The organism is Methylobacter psychrophilus, from assembly GCF_025583945.1.
Lineage (GTDB): Bacteria > Pseudomonadota > Gammaproteobacteria > Methylococcales > Methylomonadaceae > Methylobacter_C > Methylobacter_C psychrophilus.
In genome coordinates this window covers 1-14,141 of the sequence record NZ_JAOEGU010000042.1, presented here as the reverse complement: position 1 = coordinate 14,141, position 14,141 = coordinate 1, and the positions used below count along the sequence as shown (strand labels likewise).

At 43.4% G+C, this 14,141-nt stretch carries 14 protein-coding genes; 8 read left to right on the top strand and 6 right to left on the bottom strand.

All coding sequences use genetic code 11. The annotated features are described in order from the left end of the window. The first annotated feature begins 238 nt into the window (after window positions 1-238). Entirely contained in the window at window positions 239-1,951 is a 1,713-nt protein-coding gene (locus N7974_RS15680) for a sensor domain-containing protein (protein WP_262966530.1), read from the top strand. A gap of 72 nt (window positions 1,952-2,023) precedes the next feature. Here the strand turns inward: N7974_RS15680 and N7974_RS15675 are convergent, their stop codons facing one another. The 5 genes from N7974_RS15675 to orn are packed head-to-tail and all read right to left on the bottom strand — an operon-like array spanning window position 2,024 to window position 5,784. Beyond that, complete coding sequence (locus N7974_RS15675; RefSeq protein WP_262966529.1) at window positions 2,024-3,124, bottom strand: GNAT family N-acetyltransferase/peptidase C39 family protein; 1,101 nt, start codon at window positions 3,122-3,124, stop codon at window positions 2,024-2,026. Further along, complete coding sequence (locus tag N7974_RS15670) at window positions 3,121-4,209, bottom strand: M14 family metallopeptidase (RefSeq protein ID WP_262966528.1); 1,089 nt, start codon at window positions 4,207-4,209, stop codon at window positions 3,121-3,123. The genes N7974_RS15675 and N7974_RS15670 overlap by 4 nt, the downstream gene beginning before the upstream one ends. 5 nt (window positions 4,210-4,214) lie before the next feature. Then, on the bottom strand, window positions 4,215-4,532 hold the full coding sequence (locus tag N7974_RS15665; protein WP_262966527.1) for a DUF190 domain-containing protein: 318 nt from the start codon (window positions 4,530-4,532) through the stop codon (window positions 4,215-4,217). Then, entirely contained in the window at window positions 4,529-5,236 is a 708-nt protein-coding gene (gene crcB, locus N7974_RS15660; protein WP_262966526.1) for a fluoride efflux transporter CrcB, read from the bottom strand. The genes N7974_RS15665 and crcB overlap by 4 nt, the downstream gene beginning before the upstream one ends. A 2-nt stretch (window positions 5,237-5,238) precedes the next feature. Then, window positions 5,239-5,784: an oligoribonuclease gene (orn, locus tag N7974_RS15655; protein ID WP_262966525.1), complete on the bottom strand. Its 546-nt coding sequence runs from the start codon at window positions 5,782-5,784 to the stop codon at window positions 5,239-5,241. Window positions 5,785-5,871: 87 nt separating this feature from the next. Here orn and N7974_RS15650 point away from each other — a divergent pair, with 87 nt between their 5' ends. Both N7974_RS15650 and rsgA read left to right on the top strand, forming a co-directional pair. Further along, the gene (locus N7974_RS15650; protein WP_262966524.1) at window positions 5,872-7,119 is read left to right on the top strand and encodes a M48 family metallopeptidase; all 1,248 of its coding nucleotides are present in this window, start codon (window positions 5,872-5,874) and stop codon (window positions 7,117-7,119) included. Next, window positions 7,119-8,006: a ribosome small subunit-dependent GTPase A gene (rsgA, locus tag N7974_RS15645; protein ID WP_262966523.1), complete on the top strand. Its 888-nt coding sequence runs from the start codon at window positions 7,119-7,121 to the stop codon at window positions 8,004-8,006. The genes N7974_RS15650 and rsgA overlap by 1 nt, the downstream gene beginning before the upstream one ends. 161 nt (window positions 8,007-8,167) lie before the next feature. Here the strand turns inward: rsgA and N7974_RS15640 are convergent, their stop codons facing one another. After that, on the bottom strand, window positions 8,168-8,467 hold the full coding sequence (locus N7974_RS15640; protein ID WP_262966522.1) for a hypothetical protein: 300 nt from the start codon (window positions 8,465-8,467) through the stop codon (window positions 8,168-8,170). 541 nt (window positions 8,468-9,008) lie between these two features. Between N7974_RS15640 and miaB the strand changes: the two genes are divergently transcribed. The 5 genes from miaB to galE are packed head-to-tail and all read left to right on the top strand — an operon-like array spanning window position 9,009 to window position 13,723. Then, window positions 9,009-10,364, top strand: coding sequence for a tRNA (N6-isopentenyl adenosine(37)-C2)-methylthiotransferase MiaB (miaB, locus tag N7974_RS15635; protein WP_262966521.1), 1,356 nt, complete (start codon window positions 9,009-9,011; stop codon window positions 10,362-10,364). An 11-nt stretch (window positions 10,365-10,375) separates the two neighbouring features. Beyond that, window positions 10,376-11,353, top strand: coding sequence for a PhoH family protein (locus N7974_RS15630; RefSeq protein WP_262966520.1), 978 nt, complete (start codon window positions 10,376-10,378; stop codon window positions 11,351-11,353). Further along, window positions 11,350-11,811: an rRNA maturation RNase YbeY gene (gene ybeY, locus N7974_RS15625; protein ID WP_262966519.1), complete on the top strand. Its 462-nt coding sequence runs from the start codon at window positions 11,350-11,352 to the stop codon at window positions 11,809-11,811. Before N7974_RS15630 ends, ybeY begins: the two co-directional genes overlap by 4 nt. Then, window positions 11,808-12,668: an HlyC/CorC family transporter gene (locus tag N7974_RS15620; RefSeq protein ID WP_262966518.1), complete on the top strand. Its 861-nt coding sequence runs from the start codon at window positions 11,808-11,810 to the stop codon at window positions 12,666-12,668. The genes ybeY and N7974_RS15620 overlap by 4 nt, the downstream gene beginning before the upstream one ends. Continuing rightward, the gene (galE, locus tag N7974_RS15615; protein WP_262966517.1) at window positions 12,668-13,723 is read left to right on the top strand and encodes a UDP-glucose 4-epimerase GalE; all 1,056 of its coding nucleotides are present in this window, start codon (window positions 12,668-12,670) and stop codon (window positions 13,721-13,723) included. The genes N7974_RS15620 and galE overlap by 1 nt, the downstream gene beginning before the upstream one ends. The last annotated feature ends 418 nt before the right edge of the window (window positions 13,724-14,141 follow it).

The window sequence follows — 14,141 nt, the reverse complement described above, 5'->3', positions numbered from 1 at the left end:
AGGGATAGTAGGCGCTAAAAGAAACGAACCGCGAGCAAGTACTTTGTCTAAATAACCATTGCCAACTGAAGTAGCAAGGCATCTCTTAAGTATTGTTCCGTAATACCTATTAAAAATTACTAGACTTACCAGAGATTAATGAAATATCATTCCTGACAACAACAGCATGGTATAAATGATATAAATGATCGAGAAGATTGCAAAAGTCGGAATAGACAATAAGCAGCAGGTAAAATATATGTCGCATGAAAATGAGAACATTTACCGCATCCTTTTTGAAAGTGTAAACGATCCTATGGTTTTACTCAAAAATGGTCGTTTCATAGACTGCAATGCTGCAACCTTGAAACTGCTAGCCTACCCAACCAAGTCTTATTTTCTTAATCAGCGGCCCAGTGATATTTCTCCCGAGTTTCAAGCAGATGGCCAGTCTTCGGAAGAGAAAGCCGAAGAAATGATTGCCATTGCCGTACAAACAGGATTTCACTGCTTTGAATGGAATCACAAGCATTACAATGGCTTGATTGTTCCTGTTGAAGTAATGTTGACGCCGGTAATGATGGATAATGAATTAATTTTGTACGCAGTGTGGCGTGATCTCACCGAGCGTATAAAAGCTTATGAAGAGTTACGTAGATCCGAAATAAAACTTCGGACTCTTTATGATTCCACCAGCGATGCAGTAATGTTGTTAAATGAACAAGGCTTGTTTGATTGCAACAAAGCCGCGTTGGCAATGTTTGGTTGCGCTAACCAGAAAAACTTTTGTTCTTTGCATCTTGCTGATTTATCTCCTGCACAACAGCCTTGCGGCAAAAACTCCACAGAGTTGGCTAATCGATACATCATGATAGCGATGGCCAAAGGCAGCTATCGTTTTGAATGGATGCACAAACGAGTCGATACCGATCAGAGCTTTCCAGCCGAAATACTGCTTTGCGCTATGGAAATTGACGGCAGTCCTGTCATACAAGGCGTTATACGTGATATTACCAAGCGTAAACAGAGTGAAAATGCCTTAAAGGAAAGTGAATTTCGCTGGAAATTTGCCATCGAAGGTTCGGGTGATGGAGTTTGGGATTGGAATATTCAGACCAACGAGGCGAAGTATTCCAAGCGTTGGAAAGAAATGTTGGGGTATACCGAAGACGGCATTCTACCAACCAACGATCAATGGCTAACGCGTATTCATCCCGATGACCTGTTAATTGTGGCAGAAAAGATGCAGGCATACCTTGGTGGAAAGACTGAAATCTATGTCGTTGAATACCGCTTGAGATGTAAGGACAATAGCTACAAATGGATACTTGGCAGGGGCATGATTGTCAGTTACGACGTAGATGCCAAACCATTACGTATGATTGGTACCCATACCGACATTACTGAACGTAAGCAGATGGAAGAGCAAGTGCGTCAGTTGGCCTTTTATGACCCGCTGACCAAATTGGCTAACCGCCTCCTGCTTCGTGACCGCTTAACTCAGGCAATCTCTGCAGGTAAACGCAGTCATTGTCATATCGCCGTGATGTTCATAGATTTGGATAATTTTAAGTCGCTCAATGACACACATGGACATGTGATTGGTGATTTACTGCTGATTGAAGTTGCCAGTCGACTGAAAAATTGTGTACGTGAGCATGATACCGTAGCGCGATTCGGTGGTGACGAGTTTGTCGTGATGCTTAATGAACTGGATGTAGATAAAGCCAAGTCTATATTACAGACCACTATTGTTGCAGAAAAGATACGCCATATTTTGTCAAAACCGTATCGATTAATCATTAGTCACCACGGACAGTCAGATATAACGGTCGAACATGACTGCACTGCCAGTATTGGCGTAGCGCTTATCAACCATGAGGGCAATCAGGATGACATCATGGAGTGGGCAGATGCCGCAATGTATGAAGCTAAAGAGGCTGGGCGAAATTCAATTCGGTTTTATAATTAGAATAATCAGGCATTGAGTCGATATGGCAACAAAATAGTAACGTCAATTTAAAATTGATTGTTTCTGCAGGCGCTACTCAGACCAAATTATCACTGCCGTCCGTAATCTGTTTTTACCAAAACAGGACATCCGGTCAAAATCCTCTCGGGCAATCGGAATAAACTGGCAATCAATTTCACTCTGCCGTCCATCGTCAGGATCAGGATCATGCATATACAGACAATCATCATCAAAACCGCTCATAACTACCCAGTGCGGCGCTTTTTTTCTATCCAATAAAAAGGTACTAATTAATATCACCGGAATGGCACCGGCCTTGAATGCAGCAATCAGTTCATTTTGGGTAATATTGGCAAAATGCAGGGTAATGCCCTGCTCTGCTGCCTGACGCTTAAAGCAAGTATCAACCAATTCAACGATCTGTTTTTTTTCTTCATGTCGCACGCCATCAATAAATAACGTGCCGGTTTGGTTTATCCATACTTCAACAGAAAATTGCCGACGCTTGGCCGCTAATGCCAAACCAATCGGATGGCAGCCTCCGTGCCCTGAAGTCATGAAAATAGTGGTTGCCTCGCGCCATAAATTGATTTCTTCTTCCTGTGAGGGCTGATAAGACTTGTTAATGGCATGCATCGCCATCATCAATGCTGCCGGCCCACAAGTAAAAGGGGTCGTTTGTCTTAACCAGTGTACTGACCGGTATTGCAAGGTATCACGATAGCGACGAATGCGTTTTTGATAACGCAGGGCATCTTTATGATCTTGATAATAATCACGATATATCCCGAATTTTTGATAACCCAACGTTTCGTATAGTTTTATTGCCGCATTATTATCCGCACTGACTTCAAGGCGCAAATATAACCGGCCATCCTCATTAGCGGCCTGCTCGCCTGCAACCATCAGTTGTTTGGCAAGACCCAAGCCTCGATATTGAGAAAACACTGCTATCGAATATATTCTGGCCAGTCTTGTACCTGGATGATAAATAATCAGAATATAACCGGCAATGGCTTTGGCTACTTCAGCAACCAGTAAAGCCCGATGGTCTGCTGCCAGCCAGTGTTTAAAGCTGCGTCGACTCAATCTATCGGTTTCAAAACAAGCCGTTTCCAGTGCTACCAGCTCATTAAGATCGGTAAATTGAGCATTACGAATTAAAACAGTCAAGCAGAGACTCCCCGCAATGCCTGGTTAATGACTTGTCTGGCGCGAAACAACACCATTTCCTGCCAAGCTTTATCTTGCGGGAAAAAGTGCTGACGCATTAATTGACTATGTTGCTGCCTAGCCAAATCATTACCCGGTTGCGCCCAAAGTTGATGATCACGCAGTAACACTTCAAATAATTGATCAGTTCGGTAAGTACCAAATTCAAGCGTGATGTAGCAACTACGTTCATTCATAATGGCATGCCAGGCATAATCCAGTAAGCCCAGTTTAGGCACCGAACTGGAAGTACCCAACCAAGGTAAGGTTACTGATTCGCCATACCACTGACGCGCCACTTTTATTGCCGGACTGTCCGGTTGATGGTCACAAATGATTTCACCATAACCAAAAGAACCCAGCCCGGTATGTATATCAATAACAGCTAAATCGCGTTGTTGCAAAAAATACCTGGACAGTAAATCGTCAATAACCAGTCGGCCATGTGCAGGAACTTGGCCCCCATAGAAAGGACCGGCGGGATCGGTATATTGTCCTCCGCTGATAGCTTTTTCCAGAGCCTCACGACCATGCGTCTGTGCAAAATCGGCAAAAACACGCTGGCGTTGCTGTGTATCGGCCAACAACAAAGCCGGTTTAAGTATTTCATAACCGCTGTTTTCAGGTAAGGGCTTCGAGAAATCGACTACATTGCGATTAAGATCAACCCCATCGGCATCACAGCGGCGCAGCCAGGCATAACCCCAAGGCGTTAAGGCATGTACCATTAATAGTGCAGTATCAGCGGATATAACAAGCTGTCCGCCAGCCAATAACCGCAGGATATCTGTTTCTATCGCACTACCGGCAAAACCTTCAACACCATGTGTACCCGAAATTAAAACGATAACCTTGCTGGCATCTTCCGGGCCAATCCAGACGGTGTCGGTAAACAGGGCTTCACCTTGTGGACTGTTACCCGAACAAGGATAAGAACGATAGCGCATGGTATTGTTTAACTCAGCTAACCAGCGCTGCCGGCCGGATGCATAGTTTGCCGGAAATAACGTCGTATCAATGGCAGTAAAAGGCAGAGAACAAGGCATAAAGATTAAACGGCACTATCGCTATAAGCTGTCGCCTGCCAGCTAACAATATGTTTAAGATCAAGCCGGGATGTTAGCGTTTTTATGGCTTTTGCCACTTTTTCGGGCTCATCATAAAACTCTATAATCAACGGCAGTTCCAGTGACAAGGTCAGCAGCGATGAAGTATGCACCTCACGGTTTTCACCAAAACCAGCGATACCACGAATGATGGTGACACCAAAAATTTTTTCTTCATCGCGCAGAATATCTAACGCCTTGTTTAACTGGTCATTCCCTTCCAGCGTATAAATTCTGGCAATAGTAACGGTTGTTGTGTTCATATCTGCTTACCCACTAATAAACCCAGCCAAATAACTAAAAGGCAACTAAGGCCGTTACCGACAAAAGTACCCAACATTAAGTTGGTGTGGGCCTCAAATGAATAGCCGTGCTCAATCAAAAACAAAATTAAATACAAACCGGACAAGGTTAAATAAGTACCGATCATGATTACCATGATAGCGGCGCGATATTCCATGGAAAGTGCAACTTTCTGTAATAAAATAGTCGCCACAATGCCAATCAAAAAAGCGCCTATGGCATTGACTATCAATAACGCGAAAGGAATAACTCCGCCGCTCCAGTGAATCATGCCCCCCGAATAAAGAAATAATGTTCTGCCACACAACAAGCCGATCCATACCGCCAATAAACAGCCCAGCAAACTGACGATCACATTTAAAGCCGCCTTGTTTAAACTGCCCTGCTCCAGCAAGTAGATCGTTTCCAGGGAAAAAGTGGAAAACGTGGTAAACGCACCAATAAAACCAACCAGTATTGCCGCCCTGTATTCCAGGGTCATAGGGATGCGTTGCAGAATAAGGGCTTCGGTGAGTAAGCCGATTAAAAAAGAACCCAGTACATTAACAACCAGGGTGCCATAAGGAAAGCCTCTGCCCAGCCACTGATAAAGCCCCGAGGATATTAAAAAGCGCATTACCGCACCACTGGCACCACCCAAGGCAACTGCTATTATTTGATTCATGACTAAAACTTGATGAAATGTTCCCGGTAGTAGCGCAGCTCTTCGATGGATTCAATAATATCATCCAGTGCCTGATGTTTGGATTCTTTATTAAATCCGTCTTTTACTGCAGGCGCCCATCTTGATGCCAGCTCTTTAAGCGTTGACACATCAATATTTCGGTAATGAAAATAGGCTTCCAGTTTAGGCATATAACGATATAGAAAGCGCCTGTCCTGACCAATACTGTTACCGCAAATAGGTGACGTATTTTCGGGCACCCAAAGCTTTAGAAATTCAATCGTTAATTGCTCTGCTTCACTGTCATTAATCGTAGAGGCTTTTACGCGATCAATTAAACCGGATTGACCGTGATGTTTTTGATTCCATTCATCCATTGCCGCCAGTGCTTCATCAGACTGATGCACCGCCAGGACCGGGCCATGTGCAAGAATATTTAAATCTTTATCGGTAACAATCGTGGCAATTTCAATGATCAAATCAGTGTCAGGATTAAGCCCTGTCATTTCAAGATCTATCCAGATAAGGTGCTGTAAATCCTGCGCCATTTGTTGATTCCATTGTGTTAAAGGTGAGGGTTAGTGTAGCATTGGCTAATCTGTACGTCTAACTCTTAAACTTAATGTACCCGGCCTATGAATACCTTTACTATTATCTTTTTAATCGCCTTGATTATTTCTTCTTCGATACAATTTTGGCTGGCTAAACGCCAGGCTGATTATGTCGCGGCTCATCGTTCTGCCGTTCCTTTAGCGTTCAAAGACAAAGTGTCTTTGGCTGCCCACCAAAAAGCCGCTGATTACACCCTTGAAAAGGTTAATCTGGGCAATATAGATGGTGTGCTGGGTATTATGGTTTTGTTGTTATTAACCGTCGGTGGCGGTATCAATTCGGCTTTTGAGTATTGGACGGCTATTGTCTCAACACCATTATTAGCCGGTGTTGCCGCAACAGCGACTATTTTTCTGATTTTGACCGTGATAGAAATACCCACCAGTATTTATCAAACTTTTGTCATTGAAGAAAAATTTGGCTTTAACAAAAGCACGGTTAATCAATTTATCAAAGACCAGTTCCTGCACTTGGGGTTGGGCGCAGCAATCGGCTTGCCTTTACTGGCATTAATCCTGTGGATTATGGATAACGTTGGTCCGTTATGGTGGTTATGGGCGTGGGCTATCATCATGGGCTTTTCTTTACTAATGAGCTGGCTTTATCCTACCGTTATTGCGCCCTTGTTTAATAAATTTACCCCGATGGATGAAGGCTCATTAAAAGAGCGTATCCAAGGCCTGCTGACGCGTTGCGGCTTTAACAGCCAAGGTATTTTTATCATGGATGGTTCCAAACGCTCCGGTCATGGTAATGCTTACTTTACCGGTTTGGGCAACAACAAACGTATCGTATTTTTCGACAATCTGGTTAACTCGCTGGAAGATGAAGAACTGGAAGCGGTACTGGCGCATGAACTGGGCCATTTTAAATGCAAACACGTGATCAAAATGCTGGTTGCCACCGCCATTATGAGTTTAATTAGCTTGGGCATTTTAGGTTGGCTGATTGATCAGGATTGGTTTTACACAGGTTTAGGCGTTGCTTTGGAGCAAAAATCTCATGCTGCTGCTTTATTATTATTCCTGATGGTTTCATCGACCTTTACTTTTTTTATGCAACCTGTCAGCGCCTACTTTCAACGAAAATTTGAATTTGAAGCCGATGACTTTGCTGCCAACAATGCCAAAGCTTCAAAAATGATTAGCGGACTGGTTAAGTTGTATGAAGAAAATGCCAATACCTTAACGCCTGATCCCTTGTATTCAGCCTTTCATTACAGTCACCCGCCTGCTGCGATTCGTATCGCCCACTTGGAAACCAAAAGTTAATGGCTGAGTTACTGGAAGGTTTGGTTATTTCCCATTTGGGCCAGGGTATTGCGGTTGAATATAATCATGAAATTATTCTCTGCCAAACCTTACGGCGACTGGAAACTGTCGCCGTTGGTGACCGGGTTTCATGGACACTATCGTCACCCGGCCAAGGCCGTATTGAAGCCATACTGCCGCGGCGTTCATTACTGGAGCGCCCTTCCAGAAATGGTAAAACCCGACCGGTTGCGGCCAATATTGATACCATTTTTGTCGTTTTTGCAGTCGAACCCCATTGCGATTTCTTATTGATAGACCAATATCTGGCGGTCTGTGAAAATCACAATATCGACGCTGCTTTAATACTCAATAAAACCGACCTTCCACAAACCGATATCATAGAAAAAGAACTTCTGGATTATATCAATCTGGGTTATTCCCTGTATCGGGTCAGTGCCTGGGAGAATTTAGGCATGGATGAATTAAAAAGTGCCTTAAAAGATCAGGTCAGTATGCTGGCGGGGCAATCGGGTGTGGGCAAGTCTTCGTTAACCAATGCCATCATTCCCGATAAGGATCTAAAAACCAATACCGTCTCGGCAACCACCAAACATGGCCGCCATACCACCACAGCAGCAACACTGTATCATTTGAATGATGGCGGGGATTTAATCGATAGTCCCGGCGTTGCCATTTTTGGCTTGGCGGGACTTACAGAACAACGCTTGGCTTATGGCTACCGGGAGTTTCAACCATTTATTGATCAGTGCCAGTTTAATGACTGCCGGCACTTAAAAGACAAAGGTTGTGCAGTATTGATGGCCCTGGAAAACGGCGACATTTCCAGAACCCGCTATGAACGATTTTTAAAACTTAGAGAAAAAATGCCTAAAACGTTTGTTTAGGTAATGAAGATAAACATCGGCAGGATGTGCCGAGGAGGCAGTACGAGCTTACCTGGCGCATCCTACAGAATATTTTGGATAATTACCGTTGCTTGATACCCCCTCGCCATTACCCAACCCATAAGGCTTGCAGCCAGTTTCTATGGCACGGGTAATAACCTCTATGCTGTTGTTCTTACCTGCTTTAAAGTTTTTCTTAATAATTTTGTAGGTTCTCTGACTGATCCCGGAGTTTTTCTTGAGAGTTCCGTAGGTTCTTTGACTGATCCCAAAGTTTTTCTTAAGAGTTCCGTAGGTTCTTCGACTGATCCCGGAGTTTTTCTTAAGAGTTCCGTAGGTTCTTCGACTGATCCCGGAGTTTTTCTTAAGAGTTCCGTAGGTTCTTCGACTGATCCCGGAGTTTTTCTTGAGAGTTCCGTAGGTTCTTTAACTGATGCCGGAGTTTTTCTTACTGCTTCCATAGCATTTCTTGCGGGCTCACTTATTTTCTTACTGGTTCCAGAGCTCTTCCGATCGGAAAACTAACAAAAACAGCTGGCTCAGCGGCATTGCAATTCTCCCCCAGAGCATTGCAGGTTTTACTTGCAGTATTGCAGACCTTCCCGACGAAAAAAGACCAATTCATGCTTTAATAAAGTCAGGACGGACTACACTATTGGTAGCTGCCAAGAAATACAACACAGATCTATAAATTTCCGGATAAATAATCTCGATAGTAACCGATACCATCCCTTGCAGGTATTAAGGCTTATTATCTATATGCACTTATGACAATAAGAGTTAAAAGTTTATTTTCTGAAACGCTGTATCGCGATAATTTACTACTTGAAAAGCAGACGCGTTACTCGTTTAATCCGTCTTCAGGTTATAATAGTTGACACAAATAAGCAGTGATATCTTATCGCTACTTTTTTATTAGTCGTTAAGCGGTGGTTACCGCTATTACTTTTCAATAAAACCAAAAAACCTCAGTGCTTTTTAAATGAGTTACCCAGATAAACTATGACACAAAAACTTTATATTCAAACCAACGGTTGTCAGATGAATGAATATGATTCTGATAAAATGCGCGATGTACTGCAAGCATCACATGGCTTTGAATTGATTGATGATCCAAAACTGGCAGACGTTTTACTGCTTAATACCTGTTCAATACGCGAAAAAGCTCAGGAAAAGGTTTTTTCAGCGTTGGGTAAATGGCGCAAGATTAAAGACAAACGTCCCGATGTTATCATTGGTGTTGGTGGTTGTGTTGCCAGTCAGGAAGGCACTGCCATTCAAAAACGTGCACCGTTTGTCGATATCGTTTTTGGTCCGCAAACGCTGCACCGTTTGCCGCAATTACTGGATCAAGTCCGCAGTAAACATAAACCGGTTATTGATGTATCTTTTCCTGAAATAGAAAAATTTGATGCCCTCCCCGAGCCTCGGGCAGAAGGTCCAAAAGCATTTGTTTCGGTAATGGAAGGTTGTAGTAAATATTGCTCTTTTTGCGTGGTGCCTTATACGCGTGGCGAAGAAATCAGTCGTCCGCTAAAAGATGTCATTGCCGAAATTACCACATTGGCCAGACAAGGTGTCCGGGAAATCAATTTATTGGGACAAAATGTTAATGCTTATCGCGGCGAAATGGAGGATGGCGACATTGCCGATTTTGCCCTGTTATTGCATTATGTCGCGGCCATTGACGGTATAGATCGCTTGCGTTTTACCACGTCACATCCGGTTGAATTTACGGATAGTTTAATTGAAGCTTTTGCCGAGCTTCCACAATTGGTTAATCACCTGCATTTACCGGTACAAAGTGGCTGCGATAACATTTTAAAAATGATGAAACGTGGCCATACCAGCGCCGATTATCGGGAAATCATTCGTAAATTGCGTCAAGTGCGCCCCAACATCAGTCTGTCTTCAGATTTTATTATTGGCTTTCCCGGTGAAACGGATGCCGAATTTGAAGAAACCCTGGCCTTTGTTGAAGAGATCGGCTTCGACTTGTCTTTTAGCTTTGTTTATAGTCAACGACCCGGAACACCGGCAGCAGATTTACCGGATGATGTTTCTGCAGAAGTAAAAAAACTACGTCTGGAGCGTTTTCAAAACCGGATTAACGAAATGGCTATCGCTATTTCCAATAGCATGATCGGCACGGTACAAACGGTTTTAGTCGAAGGACAAGCCAAAAAGAATCCGCTGCAAATGCAAGGCCGAACCGAAAATAACCGGGTGGTAAACTTTATTGGCCATCCCCGCTTGGCAGGGCAATTTGTTGATGTGTTCATTGCCGAAGCGCTGCCTAATTCTTTACGGGGCCGAATGATTGAAGCTTCTGTCGAAAAAATAGTCACTCATAGCTGATAGATCATTCAATGACATCTCAAGAACTTTGTTTGCTCCCTGCCGATAATGACAGATTATCCAATTTTTGTGGCCAGTTAGATACACATTTACGGCAAATAGAAAAACGGCTCCACGTTGAAATAGCCAATCGCGGCAACCAGTTTAAAGTGACCGGATTAGATAGTTCATCAGTCCAGGTCACCTGTGCGGTGATACAAAAACTATTTGCCAGCACTGAAAATGACGAGTTAACTGCCGAATTGATTCACTTGGCTATGCAGGATGCCTCTATTGACGATATGTTGGAAACGCTGGCAACGGTAGCTGAACAAGAGGTCGCCATCAAAACCAAATTAGGCTTGATTAAAGGCCGGGGGACTAATCAACAGGCTTATTTAAGAAAAATTGTCACTCATGATATCAATTTTGGCGTGGGACCGGCCGGAACCGGAAAAACTTATCTGGCGGTTGCCTGCGCTATTGAAGCTTTGCAAACTGAAAAAGTCAGAAAAATAATTCTGGTGCGTCCTGCGGTAGAAGCCGGTGAAAAACTGGGCTTTTTACCGGGTGATATGGCGCAAAAAGTCGATCCTTATTTACGGCCTTTATATGATGCCTTGCATGAGATGCTCGGCTTTGAACGCGTTGAAAAAATGCTTGATAAAGGCATTATAGAAGTTGCGCCACTGGCTTTTATGCGTGGCCGAACCTTGAATGACGCTTTTATTATTCTGGATGAAGCACAAAACACCACAACCGAACAGATTAAAATGTTTCTTACCCGCTTGGGTTTTGGCTCCACTGCCGTTATCACCGGTGATATCACCCAAATAGATCTGCCTTCAGAAAAAATGTCCGGCCTGCGGCATGTCCTTGGCGTTATAAAAGATGTTGAGGGGATCAGCTTTACTTTTTTTGAGGCACGCGATGTCGTAAGACACCCGTTGGTACAGCGCATTGTTTCCGCTTATGAAGACTATGAGCAAAAAAATAACATCAAGCCATGAATCTAATCGAAATCCAGACTATTTTTAACTCCGCCGGCCAACCTGATCAGCAACAAATTCAACAATGGGTGGATGCGGCATTAAGCGATTTTGATCAAGATACCGAAATTGTTGTGCGTATTGTTGATGAACAAGAAATTTCCGAACTTAATGAACAATACCGCCATAAACACGGCCCCACCAATATCCTCAGCTTTCCCGTTGAAGTACCGGAAGGTATTGAGTTGGATTTATTAGGCGATTTGGTCATCTGTGCTCCGGTCATGGAAAAAGAAGCACGGGAACAACATAAAGCTTTGGCTGACCATTGGGCGCATATCATTGTGCATGGCGTATTGCATTTATTAGGCTATGATCACCTCGACGAGGCCGAAGCCGAATTAATGGAAAACAAAGAAATAACCATTTTAAAGACATTAGCGATACAAAATCCCTATCTACAGGACAATGACGAATGACCGATGAACAACCTCCAAGTATAATCGCTCCCCGAAAACGGTGGGTGGAAAGAATCAGCCAACTATTTTCCGGTGAGCCTCAAGATGTAGATGATCTTCTTGAAATCATACGAGAAGCGCAAGAAAACCGACTATTGGATACCGATGCCTTATCGATGATTGAAGGTGTGTTACAGGTATCGCAAATGCGGGTCAGGGATATTATGATCCCCCGTATTCAAATGGTCGTGGTACCCAAAGATGCCGAACTGGAAACCATATTTCCACTGGTCATCGAGTTTTGTCATTCCCGTTATCCTGTTATTGATGGCGATCGCAGTAAAGTAGTTGGGGTTTTGTTAGCCAAAGACTTACTGGCGCGTGTCTTACAAAACAATACCATGACAGTTCAGGACATCATGCGACCCGCCTTGATCGTTCCAGAAAGCAAACGCTTAAATGTATTGCTCAAAGAGTTCCGGACCAATGGTAATCATATGGCGATTGTGGTCGATGAATATGGCCAAGCTGCAGGTCTTGTCACCATTGAGGATGTGCTGGAAGAAATCGTTGGTGAAATTGAAGACGAACATGATGATCATGACGATGAAGGCTATGTTTTTCAGCGTAATCCCAATGAGTTCATGATAAAAGCACTCATGCCCATTGAAGAATTTGATGATTATTTTTCCACCAATTTGGCTACGGATGAATACGATACCATCGGTGGCTTTCTGGTGAGTCAACTCGAACATATGCCTAAAAAAGGCGAAAGCCTCGTTATGGACAACATGCGCTTTGAGGTTATTAGAGCGGATAATCGGCGTATCCATCTAATAAAACTTAAAACCCAACATAATCCGGTCACAGAAAAATAATGATAAATAATCAGACAGTACTAATAACCGGAGGCGCAGGCTATATCGGTAGCCATGCTTGTGTAGAATTATTACAAGCGGGTTTTAAAGTTGTCGTCGTTGATAATTTATCCAATAGCAAACTTGAAGCATTAACCCGGGTACAAAAAATTACCGGTAAATCACTGTCTTTTTATCAAGCCGACATTCGTGACAAACCCGCACTAACTGAAATTTTTGCCAAAGAATCACCGTCAACAGTGATACATTTTGCCGGATTAAAAGCGGTTGGTGAGTCCTGTGCACAACCGCAACGGTATTATGACAATAATATCTATGGCACACTGGTACTTACTGAAGTAATGAACCAGGCAAACGTAAAGCAGTTGGTATTTAGTTCGTCCGCGACTGTTTATAGTGAATCGTCTTCGACGCCACAATATACTGAAGACTTTGCTCTGGGTGCAATCAATCCTTATGGCCGCTCCAAAGCCATGATCGAAGATATTTTACGGGACTTATCAGCGGCTGATAAAATCAATCAAGCTGCATCACCCTGGAAAATTGCTTTGCTACGCTATTTTAATCCGATAGGCGCACATCACAGCGGCCTGATTGGCGAAGATCCGAATGGAATCCCCAACAACCTGATGCCCTATGTTGCCCAGGTTGCCATTGGCAAATTAACGCAATTATCCGTATTTGGTGATGATTATCCGACTCGTGATGGCACCGGCATCAGGGACTATATTCATGTGGTTGACCTGGTAAAAGGTCATGTCAATGCAATAGCCGCATTGAACAGCGAAAAATTTGCAACGGGTGGCTGTAAAGCTTATAACCTGGGCGCAGGCAAAGGCTATAGTGTTCTCGAAATAATCAATGCCTTTGAAAAAGTAACCGGAAAAACCATCAATTATAAAATTTCTCCGCGCAGACCCGGCGATATTGCCGAGTGTTTTGCCAATCCTGATCTGGCCTTAAAAGAGCTGGACTGGAAAGTAGAAAAAACTCTGGATGATATGGTAGCCGATACCTGGAAATGGCAGACCCAAAATCCACGAGGCTATCAATAGATTTAATCGCCCAATCGTTGCCTGACTTTGAAGCGTCACTACCTTAATTTATTTCTGTAGGAGCGGGCTATGCCCGCGATATAACAAAACCTTCGCGGGCATATAGCCCACTCCTACAAAGCTTAATTCCTCCGAAGCCATGTGGTCTTATTCCTGCCTACGCCTAATGCTTGTTTAGTGCCCTGAATTAATTTAAGTACGCACCGGCAAACCCCACGGCCATTAAGTTAAGAAATAAGGAAGCAAAAAACATGTTTTTTGACTTCCTATCAGTGACTGCTGGAGTACAAACCTAGTACTCAGTCAGCGTTGATATGTCGAATGATAGCCCCCATATAATGTCTTTACATTGCCATTAATAAACACCATTGAAAAAGAAATACATAGTACGACTAACGGAAGATGAACGCGCTTATTT

Coding starts and splice junctions, on each gene's coding strand:
- N7974_RS15680 (WP_262966530.1), top strand. CDS start 239: ATGTCGCATGAAAATGAGAACATTTACCGCATCCTTTTTGAAAGTGTA.
- N7974_RS15670 (WP_262966528.1), bottom strand. CDS start 4,209: ATGCCTTGTTCTCTGCCTTTTACTGCCATTGATACGACGTTATTTCCG.
- N7974_RS15665 (WP_262966527.1), bottom strand. CDS start 4,532: ATGAACACAACAACCGTTACTATTGCCAGAATTTATACGCTGGAAGGG.
- crcB (WP_262966526.1), bottom strand. CDS start 5,236: ATGAATCAAATAATAGCAGTTGCCTTGGGTGGTGCCAGTGGTGCGGTA.
- orn (WP_262966525.1), bottom strand. CDS start 5,784: ATGGCGCAGGATTTACAGCACCTTATCTGGATAGATCTTGAAATGACA.
- N7974_RS15650 (WP_262966524.1), top strand. CDS start 5,872: ATGAATACCTTTACTATTATCTTTTTAATCGCCTTGATTATTTCTTCT.
- rsgA (WP_262966523.1), top strand. CDS start 7,119: ATGGCTGAGTTACTGGAAGGTTTGGTTATTTCCCATTTGGGCCAGGGT.
- N7974_RS15640 (WP_262966522.1), bottom strand. CDS start 8,467: ATGGAAGCAGTAAGAAAAACTCCGGCATCAGTTAAAGAACCTACGGAA.
- miaB (WP_262966521.1), top strand. CDS start 9,009: ATGACACAAAAACTTTATATTCAAACCAACGGTTGTCAGATGAATGAA.
- N7974_RS15630 (WP_262966520.1), top strand. CDS start 10,376: ATGACATCTCAAGAACTTTGTTTGCTCCCTGCCGATAATGACAGATTA.
- ybeY (WP_262966519.1), top strand. CDS start 11,350: ATGAATCTAATCGAAATCCAGACTATTTTTAACTCCGCCGGCCAACCT.
- N7974_RS15620 (WP_262966518.1), top strand. CDS start 11,808: ATGACCGATGAACAACCTCCAAGTATAATCGCTCCCCGAAAACGGTGG.
- galE (WP_262966517.1), top strand. CDS start 12,668: ATGATAAATAATCAGACAGTACTAATAACCGGAGGCGCAGGCTATATC.